Genomic DNA, 16,543 nt, shown 5'->3' with positions numbered 1-16,543 from the left:
TTCGGCCGCCGTTGTCCGGTGCCGTTCGTCCCCGCTCGTTCTACGCGCGAAGATAGCGCGTGTGCGATCGGGGAATTCATACTGGGCGTTCCGGTTGGCCGCGCCATGCCCAGGACGCCTGAGTTCGTGCCCGTCCCACCGGGCCCGTCCGGCCACCGTCGCTCCGGGCGATCACCCTCTCCTCAGCCCCCACCAGAGGACGCACGCATGCCTGTGGCCCAGCCGACCACCGAGTCGCCCGAGCCCACCTCCACCGCGCCGAAGCCCCCCGCCGGCGCCCTGGACCGCTACTTCCGGATCACCGAGCGCGGCTCCACCCTGCCGCGTGAGGTCCGCGGTGGCATCGCCACCTTCTTCACCATGGCCTACATCCTGGTGCTCAACCCGATCATCCTGGCCAGTGCCACGGACATGACCGGCAGCCACCTGGACAGCGCGCAGCTGGTCACCGCCACCGCCCTCACCGCCGGGCTCACCACCCTGCTGATGGGCGTGATCGGCAACGTCCCGATCGGCCTCGCCGCCGGCCTCGGCGTCAACACCATCGTCGCCCTCCAGCTCGCCCCCAAGATGACCTGGCCGGACGCCATGGGCATGGTGGTGCTGGCCGGCTTCGCAATCATGATCCTGGTCGCCACCGGCCTGCGCGAGCGCGTCATGAACGCCGTCCCGCTCGGCCTGCGCAAGGCCATCGCGATCGGCATCGGCCTGTTCATCAGCCTCGTCGGCCTGGTGGACTCCGGCTTCGTCAGCCGCATCCCGGACGCCGCCCACGCCACCGTCCCGCTCCAGCTCGGCGGCAACGGCCACCTGCTCGGCTGGCCGGTCCTGGTCTTCGTGCTCGGCCTGCTGCTCACCCTGGTCCTGATCGTCCGCAAGGTCCCCGGCGCGATCCTCATCTCCATCGTGGTGATGACCGGCCTCGCCGCGGTGATCGACAAGCTCGCCGACATCCCCGCCCTCAACTGGGGCCTCACCGTCCCGGCCTGGCCCGGCAACCCGGTGGCCGCCCCCGACTTCGGCCTGGTCGGCAAGGTCAGCCTGTTCGGCGGCTTCGAGAAGGTCGGCGTGCTGACCGGCGTGCTCTTCGTCTTCACGGTGCTCATGTCGTGCTTCTTCGACGCGATGGGCACCATCCTCGGCGTCGCCGACGAGGCCCACCTGCTGGACGAGAAGGGCGACCTGCCCGGCATCAACAAGATCCTGATGGTCGACGGCATCGCCACCGCCGCCGGCGGCGCCACCTCCTCCTCCGCCAACACCTGCTTCGTCGAGTCCACCGCCGGCGTCGGCGAGGGCGCCCGCACCGGGTTCGCCTCGATCGTCACCGGCCTGCTCTTCGTGGTGGCCCTCTTCCTGACCCCGCTCGCCACCATGGTCCCCGCCCAGGCCGCCACCCCGGCCCTGGTCGCGGTCGGCTTCCTGATCCTGGCCAACTCGGTCAAGGAGATCGACTGGGCCGACCACACCATCGCGATCCCGGCGTTCCTGACCATCGTGATGATGCCGTTCACCTACTCCATCACCAACGGAATCGGCTTCGGCTTCATCGCCTTCTGCGTCCTGCGCCTCGCCGCGGGCCGCGGCCGCGAGGTCCCCGCCGCGATGTACGTGGTGGCCGCCGTCTTCGCCTTCTACTACCTGATGCCGGCCCTCGGCCTGCTCTGACCGGGTGTCCTGCGGCGTACGGGAACGGGCCCGCCCCCTCGGCAGGGGGTGGGCCCGTTCGTGTGCGGCGGGGGCGGGCTCAGTCGTCCTCGGGGAAGGCGAACTCCAGGTTCTGCCGGTGGTAGGGCAGCGGGAGGCCCGTCAGGCGGCGCGCCGGCCAGAGGTCGGAGCGCTCGCTGAGGCTCAGCTCGCCGCCCTGGCGGACCAGCCAGACCTCCTCGTAGTCGAGGTGCAGCACGGCGTCGCCCGGGACCTGGGCGAGCAGGCCGAGCGTCAGCCGGACGGCGTCGTCCTGCTGGCCGGCGACGTCGGCCGTCTTGTCGAGGCGGAAGGCCACCGCGACGGTCGCGCCGAAGGGGCGGCCGCCGATCTGCGGGTCCCCCCAGGGGACCGGCTTCACCGGGACCACCCGGACCCAGGTGCCGTACGCGGTGATAGCGCCCTCGCCGAGCAGCGGGCCGGCGGCCTCGGGGGTGCCGAACAACCGCTGCGGCCGGGCGATCTCGTCGAGCTTCTGCGCGACCTCGGACGGGGTGAGCGGGGTCACCAGGTCGAGGCTGTAGGAAATAGCCATGCTGGCCGTCTTTCTCGGTATGTCTAGGGGAAGAAGTGGACCACGTTGCCGGAGGAGTCGATGACCTTGACCTCCTTGAGGCCGTCGATCGGCCATTCCGACAGCTGCCTGCGCATGGCGGCCGCGTCGACGCCGCTGTCGGAGAGGTTCAGCACGATGCGGTCGGCCTGGCCCGAGTCCACCTTCTTCTGGATCCCGGTGGCGATGGAGCGCGGGTTCGAGGCGGTGGGCGCGTAACAGTCGAAGACCTCGCCCTCGATGCGGTAGTCGGGGTTCTTGGTCGTGCCCGGGACGTCCGGGTTCTGCTCGACCTTGTAGCCGTTCCGCGCCATGATCTCGGCGGACTCGTTCTCGCGCTGGAACGCGCGGACCGTCGTCTGGTCGGCGTTCTTCGGGATGCTGGTGGTGTGGCCCTCCGGTGTGGCGGCGGGGTCGACCCCCTTCGACGGCTGGGTGTGGAGTTCGGGCGAGCTGCCGCCCCCGCCTCCGCCCTCGCCCTCCATGTGGACCCGGTCCTGGCCCATGGCGTCCTTGGCGATGTCGCTCGCGCCCATGCCGGCCACGCCCACACCGGTCGCGATGAGGCCGGCCGAGAGCACGTTGACCGGGACGCCGACCACGGCGCCCACGCCGGTGAGGTCCAGGCCGACGCCGAGGACCTCGCCGCCCGCGCCGACGGTGGCCAGGGCGAGGCCGCCCGCGACCTCCAGGGCCGCGCCCGGGTTGTGCAGCATGGCGTTGCCGACCGAGGCGAGGTCCTCCACCGCGACCTGGCCGACGTCGGCCAGGAAGTCGCCCGCGTCGGAGAGGAAGTCGCCGACGTCGTCCCAGAAGCCCGGCTCCTCGGGGGCCTTGTCGCGAGCCTTGCCGATCTTGTCGGCCGCGGTGTCGCCCGCGCTCTTGACCTGGCCCCGCGCGGTGGAGAGGGTCTGCCGCGCCGCGGTGCGGGTGCCCTCGCCCGGGTCGGTGAACGGCAGCTCGTGGCCGGCGTTCTTCTCGGCGTCCTGGTGGTCGCTCTTCGCCTTGTTGGTCGCAGCCTGGCCCTCGTTCCACTGCCGGATCGCGTCCTGGGCCTGGCCCTGTGCCCAGGTCAGGGTCGTCTGGTACGAGGTCAGGGCGGTGGCGGCGTCGTGGAAGCAGTCGCCGGCCTCCACCCACTTGGCGGGCTCGCCGTCGAAGGCCTCGCGGAAGGCGTCGCCGGCCTCCCCGGACCAGCCCTCGGTGGTGTCGATCTTCTTCAGGCCGAGGCCGGTCGAGTGCAGGGTGTCGCCGTAGCTCTTGAGCCAGGCGCTGGTCGAGGCGAGCGCCTCGGGGTTGCCGGGGACGAGCTCCTTCGGGTCGGAGGTCTCGCCGAGTTCCTTCGCCATCAGTTCGCCCCCGGGTCCTTGCCGCCGTCGCGGGTGAGCGTCCCGCTCAGGTGGCCGACGATGTGGCCGTCGACCTCGCGGTAGGCCTTCACGCTCGCGTTCAGCCGCTTCGAGACCTCCTGGGCGTCCTTCGCCAGGTTCTCCACGCCGATCTCCCAACGGGTGCAGAACTTCTCGACCACGCCGGCCAGGTGGTCGTGGCCGAAGTCCTCCTTCTGCGGGTCGAGGTCGCTGACCTTCTTGAACTGCAGCTTGGCCAGCGTGTCCGTGATGCCCGAGGCCGCGTCGTCGAGCGCGCCCAGGTCCACGCTGAAACCTTGTCCTGCCATGGGTCCCTCCCTGTCGTGCACCGGCCCCCTCGCGCCGGGCGGGCCGGCGGGGCCGTTGCTGGGGACGGCCACACCGGAACGGGCGGTTCCCGGTGGATTGGGTGAGGCCTGTGAACGTTCGGGCCCGGTGCGGCCGCACGCCTCGGCGGGCCCCGCGGCCGGCCGCCGGCCACCGGTGAACGGCCGGTGTCAAAAAGGGGACTGTGTAGGCCAGTTGACGGTGGGCATACTGCCTGGACGGGAGACGGGGAGGGGGCTCGACCGATGGTGCAGGAAGATCCGCCCGTGGGCGACGAGGCACGGCTGCTGCCGGAGCTGTTCTGGACGGCCGACCGGGCGTCGGTGGAGGGGCAGCGGCAGACGCTGCGCTGGTACCGCGGCCTGATCGCGATGCTGGTGGTCGCCGCGGCGGTGGGGTCGCTGCCGGGGCCGGAGCACCGCGGGGACGGTGACATCACGCCGCTCTTCTCCGTGGTGGCCTTCCTGATCGCCGGCTACTTCTGGTCGCGGCTGCGCCGCAGCAACCCGCAGGGCCGGTGGTACGAGGCGCGGGCGGCGGCCGAGTCGGTGAAGACGCTCGCCTGGAAGTACTCGATGCGGGCCCGGCCGTTCGACGGTGCGGCGGACTCGGCGGAGACGGACCGCGGCTACCTGCTCCAGCTGGAGGACGTGCTGCGCGCCTTCGAGGACCCGGAGATCGTGCCGCCGGGCACCGTCCCGGAGATCACCCCGGAGATGCGCCGCGTCCGCTCCGCCAGCCTGGTCGCCCGCCGGACGCTCTACCTGCGCACCCGGGTGGAGGGCCAGCGGACGTGGTACCGCTCGCGTGCCGAGTCGTGCGAGTCGCAGGCGGTGTCCTGGGGGCTGGGGATAGCGGCGCTGATCATCATCGGTGCGGCGGCGGCGATCGCCCAGGCGACCGGCGCGCTGTCGGTGCACGTCTTCGGGGCCAGTTCGGCGGCGGCCGCCGCGGTGATCGCCTGGACCCAGCTGAAGCAGTTGCGCCCGCTGGCCGCCGCGTACCAGCTGGCCGCGCGCGAGCTGGAGAACGTCGGCAACCAGCTCTCCGACCTCGATCTGAAGGCCCCGGACGCCGAGCAGCGCTGGGCCCGGCTGGCCGCCGAGGCGGAGGACGCCGTCTCCCGCGAGCACACCACCTGGCGCGCCCGGCGGGCGTTCCCGCGCTGACGCCGCAGCGTTCCCCGGGGGGCCTTTGTCACGGGGCGGATCGGGAGGTCGTGGGGAGATCGGGCGGAGCCGCGCGCCGCCCCGGGCACAGGTGTGCGGGGTGGGTGAGGGTCGGGCGCGCAAGCCCGGACCGTAATCATTGCGTGTCCATGCCCTGGTTTCATCGCCTCCGCGCACGACGTCAGTCACTGCTCGGAGGCCCCCTTGCGCATTCTCCTGATCGCCAGCGCGTTCAACAGCCTGACCCAGCGCGTCCACACCGAACTCCGTGACCGCGGGCACCAGGTGGCCGTCCAGCTGGCGCTCGGCGACGAGCAGGTGCGGGCGGCGGTGGAGCGGACCGACCCCGAGTTGATCCTCTGCCCGATGCTCACCAAGGCCGTCCCCGAGGACGTCTGGTCGCGGCACACCGTCCTGATCGTGCACCCCGGCCCCAAGGGCGACCGCGGCCCGTCCTCGCTGGACTGGGCGATCACCGAGGGAGCCGAGCGCTGGGGCGTGACCGTGCTCCAGGCGGTCGGGGAGATGGACGCCGGGGACATCTGGGCCTGCGTCGAGTTCCCCGTCCCGGCCGGCGGCAAGAGCGAGATCTACCGCAACGAGGTCGCGGACGCCGCCGTGGAGGCGGTGCTGCTGGCCGTCGGCCGGTTCCAGGGCGGGCTGTACACCCCCGAGCCGTTGGACTACGCCCGCCCGGACGTCCGCGGCGAGCTGCGGCCCCTCCTCCGGCAGGAGACCCGCCGCATCGACTGGTCCGCCGACCCCACCGCCACCGTGCTGCGCAAGCTGCGCGCCGCCGACTCGCAGCCGGGCGTCCTGGACGAGCTGTACGGGCGCGAGTACTTCCTGCACGGCGGCCACCCCGAGGACGAACTGCGCGGCCGCGAGCCCGGCGCGGTGATCGCGACCCGGGACGGCGCGATCTGCCGGGCCACCGTGGACGGCGCGGTCTGGATCCCGCAGCTGCGCCCGCGCCGTACGCCCGGCGGTCCGGCCACCTTCAAGCGGCCGGCCGCGACGGTGCTCGCCGACCACCTCCACCGGGTCCGCGAGGTGCCCGTCACCCCGGCCTCGGCGGCCGGGCGGGACACCTGGGCGGAGATCCGCTACCACGAGCAGGACGAGGTCGGCTTCCTCGAATTCGCCTTCGCCGGCGGGGCGATGAGCACCGATCAGTGCCGCCGCCTGCTGGCCGCCTACCGGGAGGCCGTGGACCGGCCGACCTCGGTGCTGGTGCTCGGCCCGGCCCGGGACTTCTTCTCCAACGGCATCCACCTCAACGTGATCGAGGGGGCGTCGTACCCGGCGCTGGAGTCCTGGGAGAACATCAACGCGATGGACGACCTGGTCGAGGCGGTCCTCACCACCACCGACAAGCTGACCGTCTCCGCCCTGGCCGGGAACGCGGCGGCCGGCGGGCTGATGCTGGCGATCGCCGCCGACGAGGTCTGGTGCCGCGAGTCGGCCGTCCTCAACCCGCACTACCGGCTGATGGGCCTCCACGGCTCCGAGTACTGGACGTACACGCTGCCCCGCCGGGTCGGCGCCGAGCAGGCCGGGCGGCTGACCGAGCAGGCCCTGCCGGTCGGAGCGGCACAGGCCGAGCGGCTGGGCCTGGTCGACCGGACGGCGGGCGGCAGCGCGGCCGGGTTCCGCCGCTGGGTGGCCCGGGAGGCGGCCCGGCTGGCGGGCTCGCCGGAGCTGACCGGCCGGCTGGTGGAGAAGAAGCGCCGCCGGGCCGAGGACGAGGACGCCAGGCCGCTCGCCGAGTACCGGGCGGAGGAACTGCGCCTGATGCACCGCAACTTCTACCGGGACGGCGAGCCGTACCACGGGCTGCGGCGCGACTTCGTGCACAAGGTCTGCCCGGTCGCGACGCCGGAGCACCTGACCGGGCTGCTCGGCAGGCCGGAGTAGGACGGGCCGCAGGCGGCAGGGCCCCGGGCCCCGGTGAGGAGACCGGGGTCCGGGGCCCTGCCCGTGCTCAGCGTCCGTGCGGGGCCAGCGGCGCCGCCCGCCCGACCAGCACCGGCTGCGCGTTGAGGGTGCTGCGGCTCGGCGACACCGCGAAGGCCAGCGAGCCGAAGAAGATGTAGCAGCCCAGCCCGACCACCAGCGGGAAGATGAACTGGAGCGCCATCACCCCGTCCGCCGTGCTCTGCGAGGCGTCCAGCCGGACGGAGACGGCGGCCATCCCGGTGTAGTGCATCGCGCACACCGCGACGCCCATCACCGGGGCCGCGGCGAGCACCGCGAGGGTGCCCCGGATGTTCAGCGCGGCCCAGAGCGCGGCCGTCGCGGCGAACACCGCGATGCCGACCGAGAGCCACACCGTGGTCTGGTCGTAGCCGACGTGGCCGGGCAGGACCATGGCGGCCATGCCGAGGTAGTGCATGGCCGCGACTCCGAGCCCGGTGGTCAGCCCGCCCGCGAGCAGCGCGGCGACCCGGTGGCGGCTGTAGCCGACGGCGAACATGCCGAGGCCGACCACGAGGATCGCCACGAGCAGGCTGAGCACGGTCAGCCCGGGGCGGTAGCTGATCTCGACGCCGGTGACGGAGAAGCCCAGCATCGCGATGAAGTGCATCGACCAGATGCCCGCGCCGAGCGAGGTCGACGCGAACAGCAGCCAGTAGACGCGGGTGCGGCCGGTGGAGACGAGCGCCCAGCGGGTGCTGCGCAGGGCGACGAAGGCGCCCAGGCAGGCGACGAAGTACGAGACCGCCGGCGTCAGCCAGCCGTGGTCGGCATGATGGATCTCTCCCACGAGGAAGCTCCCTGACGGGTTTGGGGGGAGGACTGACGCCAGGATCGGGCGGACGCGCAGGCCGTGGGACGGCCCGGTCACGGGTGGCGATGCCGGGTGCGCGGTACGCGCGGGTGTCGCGCTCCTGCCCGGGGGAAGCCTGGCGTGTGGTGCCCCTGACAACGGGGACAGTAGCCACTACCGGCGGGTCGCACAATGTTCGCGTTTTTGGTGAACTCGCAGGTCAGGGCCGCTCTTTACGTGATCGGCAAGATCTCGGCACCAAGCCCTGACGCCGCCTGCGCATGCACACTCCGCCTCCCCGGAGGGCCGTGGGGTCCTCCCGGCCGTCACTCCAGGGGAGCTAGTCCGAACGGGTGGCCGGCCGGGTCGATCAGCACCTTGAGGGTGCGGCCGTGCTGGTACTGCGGTTCGGTGGCGCCGAGTGCGAGCGCCCGGGCGGTGGCCTCGTCCAGGTCGTCGACGTAGAAGTCCAGGTGGAAGTGCTTGCTGCCGTCCGGTTCAGTCCACGGCTCCGGCCGGTAGCCGGCGACCCGCCCGAAGCCGAGCGGGCTGCCGCCCTCCGGGTTGTCCAGGATGGCGAAGTGCTCGTCCACGTGCCGGGTCTCCCACCCGAGCAGCTCGCCGTAGAAGGCGGCCAGCGCGACCGGGTCGGCGCAGTCGATGGTGACCATGGCGAGGCGGGCGAAGCCGGTGTCGTTCTGCTCGGGGGCGAGGTCGGCGAGGTCGGACATTTCTGGTCGGCCCTTCTCCTGAGGGGTGGGTGCGGAACCCGTCATGACCAGCATCGCGCTCGGGGCCGCGCGCGGCGCGGGGAGCCGCCGGCGGAGGGCGGGAGGAGGGGTCGGCGGAGGGCCGGCGGTAACCAATTTTCCTTAGCGAGAGTAATGACGTAGGCTAAATACATGCCCGAGATGTCCGAGCAGGACCTCGCAGCCATCAGTCAGCTGCGGTCGTCCACCATGCGCCTCTCCCGTCGCCTGCGTCACCAGCGGGTCGAGGAGTCGCTCAGCCCTACCGAGATGGGGGTGCTGGGCACCCTCGCGCGCTGCGGGAAGGCCACGCCGGGTGAGCTCGCCCGGAAGGAGCACGTCCAGCCGCCCTCCATGACCAGGATCGTCGCGATGCTGGAGGAGAAGGGCCTGGTGCGGAGGGAACCGCACCCGGAGGACCGCCGCCAGGTGGTCGTCAGCAGCACCGAGCAGGCGGAGGTGATCCTCCAGGAGAGCCGCCGCCGGCGCAACGCCTGGCTCGCCGAGCTCGCCGAAGGGCTCGACGAGGAGGAGTGGGCCGTCCTCCGGGAGGCCGCTCCCGTGCTGTACAAGCTCGCACATCTCTGAGGCACACCTGTTTCCGGTCAGCCGCCGGAGGACGAAGGAGAACCGCATCACCGCAGCGCCGACCACCGACACCAGGAGCACGACGACCCCCCGACGGGTCGTCGCGCCGCGAGGGGAGACCACCGTGACACCGCCGGCCGCAGCCAGCGCCGCCGCCATCCGCACCGACGAGCCGACCACCGACCCCGCCGCAGCCTCCGCCGCGGCCGCCGACGCCCAGGCACCCGCCCCCACGGGGCTGCCGGGCAACGGCGACGACGACCCCGACGAACGCACCGCGGCGGTAGACCCCGCCGCTCAAGGCCACGGCACCGTGGCCGCGTCCCCGACCGGCGCCCGCTTCACCCGGCCCGGGGGGATGTTCTCCTCACTGCGCGTCCGCAACTACCGCTACTACTTCGCGGGCCAGGTGGTCTCCAACACCGGCACCTGGATGCAGCGGATCGCACAGGACTGGCTGGTCCTCAGCCTCACCGGCAGCCCGCTGGCCGTCGGCATCACCACCGCCATGCAGTTCCTGCCGATGCTGCTGCTCGGCCTGTTCGGCGGGGTGCTCGCCGACCGGATGCCCAAGCGCCGCCTGCTGGTCTACACCCAGGGCGCGATGGGCCTGCTGGCCGCCGGCCTGGCCGTCCTGACCATCGGCGGCGTCGTGACGCCGTACTACGTGTACGCGTTCGCGCTGCTGCTCGGCCTGGTCACGGTGGTCGACAACCCGACCCGCCAGGCCTTCGTCTCCGAGATGGTCGGCCCGAAGGACCTCGCCAACGCCGTCAGCCTGAACGCCGCCAACTTCCAGACCGCCCGGCTGGTCGGCCCCGCCGTCGCGGGCCTGCTGATCGCCGCGGTCGGCAGTGGCTGGGCGTTCGCGGTGAACGCGCTCTCCTTCGCCGCCGTGATCGGCGGACTGCTCGCCATGCGCGAGGGCGAACTGCGCCCGACGGCGCCGATCGCCCGCGAGAAGGGGCAGTTGAAGGAGGGGCTGCGGTACGTGAAGGAGCGGCCCGAGCTGCTCTGGCCGATGGTGCTGGCCGGGTTCATCGGCACCTTCGGGTTCAACTTCCCGACGCTGCTCTCCGGCTTCGCCTACGACACCTTCAAGGTGGGCGCCGGGCAGTACGGCCTGCTGAACACCGCGATGGCGGTCGGCTCGCTGGCCGGCGCCCTGCTCGCGGCGCGCCGGGGAGCGCCCAGGCTGCGCCGGCTGGTGGGGGCGGCACTGGCCTTCGGCACGCTGGAGGTGGTGGCCGCGTTCGCCCCCGGCTACTGGACCTTCGCGGTGCTGCTGACGCTGATCGGCGTATTCGGGCTGAGCTTCAACACCTCGGTCAACTCCACGCTCCAGCTGGCCACCGACCCGGAGATGCGGGGCCGGGTGATGGGCCTGCTGGTGCTGGTCTTCACCGGTGGCACGCCGATCGGTGCGCCGGTGGTGGGCTGGGTGACGGCCTCGTACGGGCCGCGGCTGGGGCTGCTGGCCTGCGGGCTGGTCTCGGCGCTGGCCGCCGGTACGGTCGGCCTGGTGCTGGCGCGCAGTGCCGACCTGAAGGTCCGGGTCGACCTGCACCCGGGCCGCGGCGGGCGGGTGGTGGCCTTCGTGCCGCGCGTGCGCACCACCGCCAAGTCGGAGCTGGCCGCCGCCTGCTGACGGTCGGTCACCCCGGGGCGGGCGTGGTCGCCCGCCCCGGGTCGGTGGTCACGGCCGCCGCCGGGTCCGCGGCGGCCGGGCCGTTGCCGGACCCGCCGTCAGAGCCGGATCTCCAGCACCTGGCCGGGCCAGGTCCCGCCCGGCTGCTCGACCTCGAACGCCACGGTCTCGGTGAAGCCGAGCGCCCGGTACTGGCCCACCAGCTTGCGGTCGGCGCCCCCGTAGCAGTCCACCCGGACCAGGTCGATGCCGCGGCGGCGGGCCTCGTCCAGGGCGTCGGCGATCAGCGCGGCGCCGATGCCCGAGCCCTTGCGGGTCCGGTCGGTGACCAGGTTGCGGATGTACAGCTCGCGCTCCTCCACCGCGGGGATGTAGGTGCCGCGCTCCTCGGAGAGGACGCAGGAGCCCACCGTGCGGCCCTCGTCGTCCACGGCGAGGCGGATCAGGAAGGGCTCACGGCCGTACTTCTCGGTGTGCTCGACCCTGGTCGGGTTGCCGCTGAAGGGCTGGTCGCCCCACTGGCCGGTGCGGCCCTGTGCGGCGAGCCAGGTGACGGCTCCGTCGAGCAGGGCGAGGATGTCGGCGATGTCGTCGGGACCGCCGGTACGGATCTTCATGGAATCCGTTCTAACCCAAACGGCTCCGCGCGGGAAGACGGTGGGCGGATCGCCGGGCGCGGGAGGACGGCCGGGCGGATCGCGAGGGATCGCGGGGGATCGCGGGGACTCGCAGGGGAAGGAAAATGGCTCCATGAGGCTCTTTGTGGCGGTGCTGCCGCCGGTCGAGGCGTTGCAGGGGCTCTACGACGCGGTGGAGCCGGTGCGCGGGCTGCCCGGGGCGGACCGGTTGCGCTGGACGACGGTCGAGGGCTGGCACCTGACCCTGGCCTTCCTCGGCGAGGTGCCGGTCGAGCGGCTGCCCGAGCTGGAGGCCGGGCTGGCCGGGGTGGCCGAGGTGCACGCCGTGCACCGGCTGCGGCTCGCCGGGGCCGGCCGGTTCGGCGACCGGGTGCTCTGGGCCGGGGTGGAGGGCCAGACCTGGGCGCTGCGGCGGCTCGCCGAGGCGGTGAACGAGGCCACCGCGGACGTGATCGGCGAGGTGGACGCGTTCACCTTCCACCCGCACCTGACCCTGGCCCGGGCCGGCTCCTCGCGCGGCCACCGGCGGGCGGTGCAGCGGATGGCGGCGGCGGAGCTGGACTCCCTGGCGCTGGCGCTCGGCGACTACCGGGGGCCGGAGTGGGAGGCGGCCGAGCTGCACCTGATGAAGAGCGAGCCGGACGGCGGCGTCACGCACTACGAGACGGTCCGCGCCTGGCCGCTGGCCGACTGGAGCTGAGGCCGGGGGCGCCGTACCGCGCGCCCCCGGCCCCGTGGTCGGCCGGACCGGCGGATCAGCCGGTGTAGTAGCCCTGGACGTCGGCCACCAGGTCCACGCTGCCGTGCGGGTTGTACAGCTCGATGCAGCCGTCCGCGCCGACCGGGACGACGGTCATCGCGGCGGTGTCCTTGCCGCCGGCGTAGTTGAGGTTGGACGTGGACGGGATCGCGTCGCCGCTGCGGTAGGCGGTGATGTGGCCGTCGTCCGCGGCGTTGGTGCCGGTGAGGTTGAGGACCACGGCGGTGACGTTCTCGGGCACGCCGCCCAGGCCGGTCACCTTGACCCGGACGGTGCTGCCGGGGCCGGCCTGGCCCGCGGGGGCACCCAGCCCGGACCGGGTGTCGAGCACCCGGGTGGGGGCGGCCGGGACGAACAGGCCGTGGTCGCCGGAGGCGGTGCCCGGGTAGTGGTAGTCGAACCGCCCGATGTAGTCGACCACCAGGTCCACCTGGCCGGCGTTGTTGTACAGGGCGAGGCCGCCCCGGCCCGCGTCGATGTACGACAGGTTGGTGACGGTCTGGCCGGCCGCGAAGTTGAGGTCGGAGGTCCGCCAGACGCTCTGGCCCGCCGGGTAGACGGTGACGTGGCTGGCGTCGGTCGGCTCGGTCGCGGTGACCTGGAGCACGAGCTCGGAGCCGCCCGCGTCCGCGGGCAGCACCGAGGAGACGTCCGCCGCGATGGCGTTCTGCTCGCCGGCGCCGACCTTGCCCTGCCGGTCGCCGATGGTGGTGCGGGTGTCCAGGAGGCGGGTGGGCCGGCCGAGCACGAAGGTGGAGCCGGGGTAGTTCCCGTTGGTGCCCTTGGCGGTGTAGAAGCCCTGGAGGTCGACCACCAGGTGGACGCTGCCGACGTGGTTGTACAGGTCCACCACGCCGTTGGCGCCGACCTGCACCGTCACCCGGTTGGTGGTGACCTGGCGGCGCGGGTCGAAGTTGAGGTTGGACACCGTCGGCACCTGCTGCCCGTCGGGGAAGGCGGTGACGAAGCTGTCGCCGGTCGGGTCGACGGCGGTGACGTTCATGACCACCGCGGTCGGCACGACGTTGGTGCCGAGCCACTTGCGGAGGTCGAGCCTGGTCACGCTGTCGGGGCCGACCTTGCCGCTGGGGGCGCCGTTGCCGACCCGGGTGTCCAGGATGCGGTAGTTCGACACCGAGAACCAGGTGCTGGCCGGGCCGGTCTGGCTGTTCCCGGCCGCGACGGCCGAGGGTGCCGCGGGCAGGACGGTACCGGCCGCGAGGACGAGCGCCGCCAGGGCAGCGGTGCGGGATGCGCGCATGTGTTCTGTTTCCCCCAGTGAATGTGAAGATCCCTCGGACCTTCGAGGAGGCATGGTAGCGGCCGCCGCTCGCCGCTGGTCAACGGGATAACCGCTGTGCCGCCCAGGGGCGTTCGCTCACGGCCACACGCGCATCGCGTCGGCGGCGACGCGTTCCAGCTCGGCCCGGTCCGCGCCGTCGCGGGCGCGCTGGGACATGCCCTGGAGCACGGCGGCGGTGAACCGGGCCAGTGCCGCCGGGTCGGTGCCGGCGGGCTCGTGGCCGGCCGCGACGTCGGCGCGGATCAGGGACTCCAGGGCGCGGACGTTGGCGTTGCGCAGCTCCCGGACGGCCTCGGTGACCTCCGGCGAGGTGCAGTTCACCGTCGAGCTGATCAGCAGGCAGCCCCAGGGGTGGTCCGGGTCGGTGGCCTGGGCGGCGGCCTCGCGCAGCATCCGGGCGACGCCGGCCCGGGCGGTGGGCTCCTCGGCCAGCGCGTGGGTGGCGTACGCGCCGTGGCTCTCCCGGTAGCGGGCGACGACCTCCTCGAACAGTGCCCGCTTGTCGCCGAAGGCCGCGTACAGGCTCGGCGGGCGGATGCCCATGGCGGCGGTGAGGTCGGCGACCGAGGTCGCCTCGTAGCCGCGCTCCCAGAACAGCCGCAGCGCCTGCTCCAGGGCGGCGTCGCGGTCGAAGGAACGCGGGCGTCCGCGCTGGGGGGTGGTCGTCGCCGGGGTCGTGGCCATGAAGGGATTCTATATCGAGCACTACAAAACGCGTGCTACGGTTCCTTTCATTAGCGACCGCTACAGAAATGAGGGGGCGTGGCCATGGGCGCGCTTGAGGGCAGGACGGCACTGGTGACGGGCGGCAGCCGGGGGATCGGACGGGGCATCGCCGAGCGGCTGGGCCGGGAGGGCGCGCTGGTCGCCGTCCACTACGGCGGCAACGCGGCGGCGGCCGAGGAGGTCGTCGAGGCGATCGGGCGGGCCGGCGGGCGGGCCTTCGCGATCGGCGCCGAGCTGGGCGTCCCCGGCGACGCGAAGGCGCTCTGGGCGGCCTTCGACGAGGGGCTCGCCGCCGCCGGCGGGGGAGAGGGCCTGGACATCCTGGTGAACAACGCCGGGATCGGCCAGTTCGGGCGGGTCCACGAGGTGGCCGAAGCCGACTTCGACCGGGTGTTCGCGGTGAACGCCAAGGCGCCGTTCTTCATCGTCCAGGAGGGCCTGGGCCGGCTGCGGGACGGCGGCCGGATCGTCAACGTCTCGTCCGGCGTCACCCGGGTGGCCTTCCCCGGCGCGGTGTCGTACGCGATGACGAAGGGTGCGCTGAACACCCTGACGCTGACCCTGGCGGAGGAGCTGGGCCCGCGCGGGATCACCGTCAACGCGGTGCTGCCAGGCGTCGTCGCCACCGACATCAACCCCTGGCTGGAGGACCCGGCGGCGCGCGCCCGGGTGGCCGCCTACTCGGCCTTCGGCCGGGTCGGCGAGGCCGCCGACGTGGCGGACGTCGTGGCCTTCCTCGCCTCCGACGACTCCCGCTGGGTCACCGGCCAGAACCTGGACGTCAGCGGCGGGTCCAACCTCGGCGTCTAGGTCCGCGCGGGGCCCGGGTACGCTCGTTGACCGTGGATCCCAAGACTCGTATGCGTATCGTGACCGGCGCCCTGGTGCTGCTGCTCGTCGTCGTGCTGGTCAGCTCACTGGTCAACCGCTAGCGCACCCGCCCCGGCGCACGTCCGGGGCCCCGCGGACACGCAGAAGGGCCACCGCCCGCAGGCGGTGGCCCTCACGCGTGTGCCGGACGGTTCAGAGCTGCTCGACCACGTAGTCGATGCAGGCGGTGAGCGCCTCGACGTCCGCCGGGTCGATCGCCGGGAACATCGCGATGCGCAGCTGGTTGCGGCCGAGCTTGCGGTACGGCTCGGTGTCGACGATGCCGTTGGCACGCAGTGCCTTGGCGACGGCGGCGGCGTCCACCGAGTCGTCGAAGTCGATCGTGCCGACGACCTGCGAGCGCTCGGCCGGGTTCGCCACGAACGGGTTGGCGTACGAGGACTTCTCGGCCCAGCCGTACAGGCGGGACGAGGAATCAGCCGTACGGGCGACGGCCCAGTCGAGCCCGCCGTTGCCGTTCAGCCACTCCAGCTGGTCGGCGAGGAGGAACAGCGTGGCGATCGACGGGGTGTTGTACGTCTGGTCCTTCGACGAGTTGTCGATGGCCGTCGGCAGGTCGAAGAACGGCGGGATGTAGCGGCCGGAGCCGGCGATCTCCGCGGCGCGCTCCAGCGCGGCCGGGGAGAAGGCCGCCAGCCAGAGCCCGCCCTCGGAGGCGAAGGACTTCTGCGGGGCGAAGTAGTAGACGTCCGTCTCGGTGATGTCGACCGGCAGGCCGCCGGCGCCCGAGGTGGCGTCCACCAGGACGAGCGAGCCCTGGTCGGCGCCGGCCGGGCGCCTGATCGGCATCGCGACGCCGGTGGAGGTCTCGTTGTGGGTGAGTCCGTAGACGTCCACGCCGGCCTCGGCGACCGGCAGCGGGTGGGTGCCCGGGGCGGTCTTGATCACGGTCGGCTCGGCGAGCCACGGGGCCGCCTTGACCGAGGAGGCGAACTTGGACGAGAACTCGCCGAAGTCGAGGTGCTGGGACTTCTCCCGCACCAGGCCGAAGGCCGCGATGTCCCAGAAGGCGGTGGAGCCGCCGTTGCCGAGCACCACCTCGTACCCCTCGGGGAGGGAGAAGAGGCTGCTCACGCCCTCGCGCACGCGCTTGACCAGGTTCTTCACCGGGGCCTGGCGGTGGGAGGTGCCGAGCAGGGAGGTCTCGGTCGCGGCGAGGGCACTCAGGGCCTCGGGGCGCACCTTGGACGGGCCGCAGCCGAAACGGCCGTCTGCGGGCTTGATGTCAGCGGGGATCTGGATCTGAGCCACGCGCGCAGCCTACCGGCCGGTCGCTCCCCGGCGTGCTGTCGGTCCGCCCGCTGAGATGTGATCTCCGCGGCTCCCGGAAGCGGCGGCAGCGGG

General features: G+C 72.8%; 16 protein-coding genes. 7 read left to right on the top strand and 9 right to left on the bottom strand.

Annotated elements, in window-relative coordinates; genetic code table 11:
• The first annotated feature begins 207 nt into the window (after positions 1 to 207).
• Positions 208 to 1,668 (top strand): NCS2 family permease, encoded by a 1,461-nt coding sequence (locus ACFC1F_RS00825; protein WP_376154738.1) that lies wholly within the window; start codon positions 208 to 210, stop codon positions 1,666 to 1,668.
• A gap of 79 nt (positions 1,669 to 1,747) precedes the next feature.
• Here ACFC1F_RS00825 and ACFC1F_RS00820 read toward each other — a convergent pair whose 3' ends face one another.
• Genes ACFC1F_RS00820 through ACFC1F_RS00810 form a run of 3 tightly spaced genes read right to left on the bottom strand, consistent with a single transcriptional unit; the run spans position 1,748 to position 3,938 of the window.
• Positions 1,748 to 2,242, bottom strand: coding sequence for a SitI3 family protein (locus ACFC1F_RS00820; RefSeq protein WP_376154736.1), 495 nt, complete (start codon positions 2,240 to 2,242; stop codon positions 1,748 to 1,750).
• Between the two features lie 23 nt (positions 2,243 to 2,265).
• Positions 2,266 to 3,609 (bottom strand): putative T7SS-secreted protein, encoded by a 1,344-nt coding sequence (locus ACFC1F_RS00815; protein WP_376154735.1) that lies wholly within the window; start codon positions 3,607 to 3,609, stop codon positions 2,266 to 2,268.
• Positions 3,609 to 3,938 carry a hypothetical protein gene (locus ACFC1F_RS00810; RefSeq protein ID WP_376154733.1) on the bottom strand — a complete coding sequence of 110 codons (330 nt, stop codon included), beginning with the start codon at positions 3,936 to 3,938 and terminating at the stop codon, positions 3,609 to 3,611. Before ACFC1F_RS00810 ends, ACFC1F_RS00815 begins: the two co-directional genes overlap by 1 nt.
• Before the next feature lie 285 nt (positions 3,939 to 4,223).
• On the opposite strand from ACFC1F_RS00810, the gene ACFC1F_RS00805 reads away from it, so the two are divergent.
• Both ACFC1F_RS00805 and ACFC1F_RS00800 read left to right on the top strand, forming a co-directional pair.
• A complete protein-coding gene (locus ACFC1F_RS00805; protein ID WP_209412936.1) occupies positions 4,224 to 5,126 on the top strand; it encodes a DUF4231 domain-containing protein in 903 nt (300 codons plus the stop codon).
• Between the two features lie 204 nt (positions 5,127 to 5,330).
• Positions 5,331 to 7,043 (top strand): hydrogenase maturation protein, encoded by a 1,713-nt coding sequence (locus tag ACFC1F_RS00800; protein ID WP_376154731.1) that lies wholly within the window; start codon positions 5,331 to 5,333, stop codon positions 7,041 to 7,043.
• 67 nt (positions 7,044 to 7,110) lie between these two features.
• Here the strand turns inward: ACFC1F_RS00800 and ACFC1F_RS00795 are convergent, their stop codons facing one another.
• Together ACFC1F_RS00795 and ACFC1F_RS00790 are read right to left on the bottom strand one after the other, a co-directional pair.
• Entirely contained in the window at positions 7,111 to 7,893 is a 783-nt protein-coding gene (locus tag ACFC1F_RS00795) for an MHYT domain-containing protein (protein ID WP_376154729.1), read from the bottom strand.
• Between the two features lie 329 nt (positions 7,894 to 8,222).
• Complete coding sequence (locus ACFC1F_RS00790; RefSeq protein ID WP_245204953.1) at positions 8,223 to 8,672, bottom strand: VOC family protein; 450 nt, start codon at positions 8,670 to 8,672, stop codon at positions 8,223 to 8,225.
• A gap of 126 nt (positions 8,673 to 8,798) precedes the next feature.
• Between ACFC1F_RS00790 and ACFC1F_RS00785 the strand changes: the two genes are divergently transcribed.
• Positions 8,799 to 9,233, top strand: coding sequence for a MarR family winged helix-turn-helix transcriptional regulator (locus ACFC1F_RS00785; RefSeq protein WP_209412939.1), 435 nt, complete (start codon positions 8,799 to 8,801; stop codon positions 9,231 to 9,233).
• Between the two features lie 238 nt (positions 9,234 to 9,471).
• The gene (locus tag ACFC1F_RS00780) at positions 9,472 to 10,881 is read left to right on the top strand and encodes an MFS transporter (protein ID WP_376154823.1); all 1,410 of its coding nucleotides are present in this window, start codon (positions 9,472 to 9,474) and stop codon (positions 10,879 to 10,881) included.
• 98 nt (positions 10,882 to 10,979) lie between these two features.
• Here ACFC1F_RS00780 and ACFC1F_RS00775 read toward each other — a convergent pair whose 3' ends face one another.
• Positions 10,980 to 11,498: a GNAT family N-acetyltransferase gene (locus tag ACFC1F_RS00775; RefSeq protein WP_376154727.1), complete on the bottom strand. Its 519-nt coding sequence runs from the start codon at positions 11,496 to 11,498 to the stop codon at positions 10,980 to 10,982.
• 133 nt (positions 11,499 to 11,631) lie between these two features.
• Here ACFC1F_RS00775 and thpR point away from each other — a divergent pair, with 133 nt between their 5' ends.
• Positions 11,632 to 12,219, top strand: coding sequence for an RNA 2',3'-cyclic phosphodiesterase (thpR, locus tag ACFC1F_RS00770; RefSeq protein ID WP_209412941.1), 588 nt, complete (start codon positions 11,632 to 11,634; stop codon positions 12,217 to 12,219).
• A gap of 55 nt (positions 12,220 to 12,274) precedes the next feature.
• Here the strand turns inward: thpR and ACFC1F_RS00765 are convergent, their stop codons facing one another.
• Positions 12,275 to 13,540 (bottom strand): hypothetical protein, encoded by a 1,266-nt coding sequence (locus tag ACFC1F_RS00765; protein ID WP_376154726.1) that lies wholly within the window; start codon positions 13,538 to 13,540, stop codon positions 12,275 to 12,277.
• Between the two features lie 117 nt (positions 13,541 to 13,657).
• Positions 13,658 to 14,266 carry a TetR/AcrR family transcriptional regulator gene (locus ACFC1F_RS00760; protein ID WP_209412943.1) on the bottom strand — a complete coding sequence of 203 codons (609 nt, stop codon included), beginning with the start codon at positions 14,264 to 14,266 and terminating at the stop codon, positions 13,658 to 13,660.
• Positions 14,267 to 14,350: 84 nt separating this feature from the next.
• On the opposite strand from ACFC1F_RS00760, the gene ACFC1F_RS00755 reads away from it, so the two are divergent.
• Positions 14,351 to 15,118, top strand: coding sequence for an SDR family oxidoreductase (locus ACFC1F_RS00755; RefSeq protein ID WP_209412944.1), 768 nt, complete (start codon positions 14,351 to 14,353; stop codon positions 15,116 to 15,118).
• Positions 15,119 to 15,331: 213 nt separating this feature from the next.
• Here the strand turns inward: ACFC1F_RS00755 and serC are convergent, their stop codons facing one another.
• Positions 15,332 to 16,450 (bottom strand): phosphoserine transaminase, encoded by a 1,119-nt coding sequence (gene serC / locus ACFC1F_RS00750; RefSeq protein WP_209412945.1) that lies wholly within the window; start codon positions 16,448 to 16,450, stop codon positions 15,332 to 15,334.
• Positions 16,451 to 16,543 lie beyond the last annotated feature (93 nt).

The organism is Kitasatospora sp. NPDC056181, from assembly GCF_042266225.1.
In the GTDB taxonomy this organism is placed as follows: domain Bacteria; phylum Actinomycetota; class Actinomycetes; order Streptomycetales; family Streptomycetaceae; genus Kitasatospora.
The sequence above is the reverse complement of the archived record's forward strand: the minus strand, read 5'-3'. Positions and strand labels throughout refer to the sequence as shown.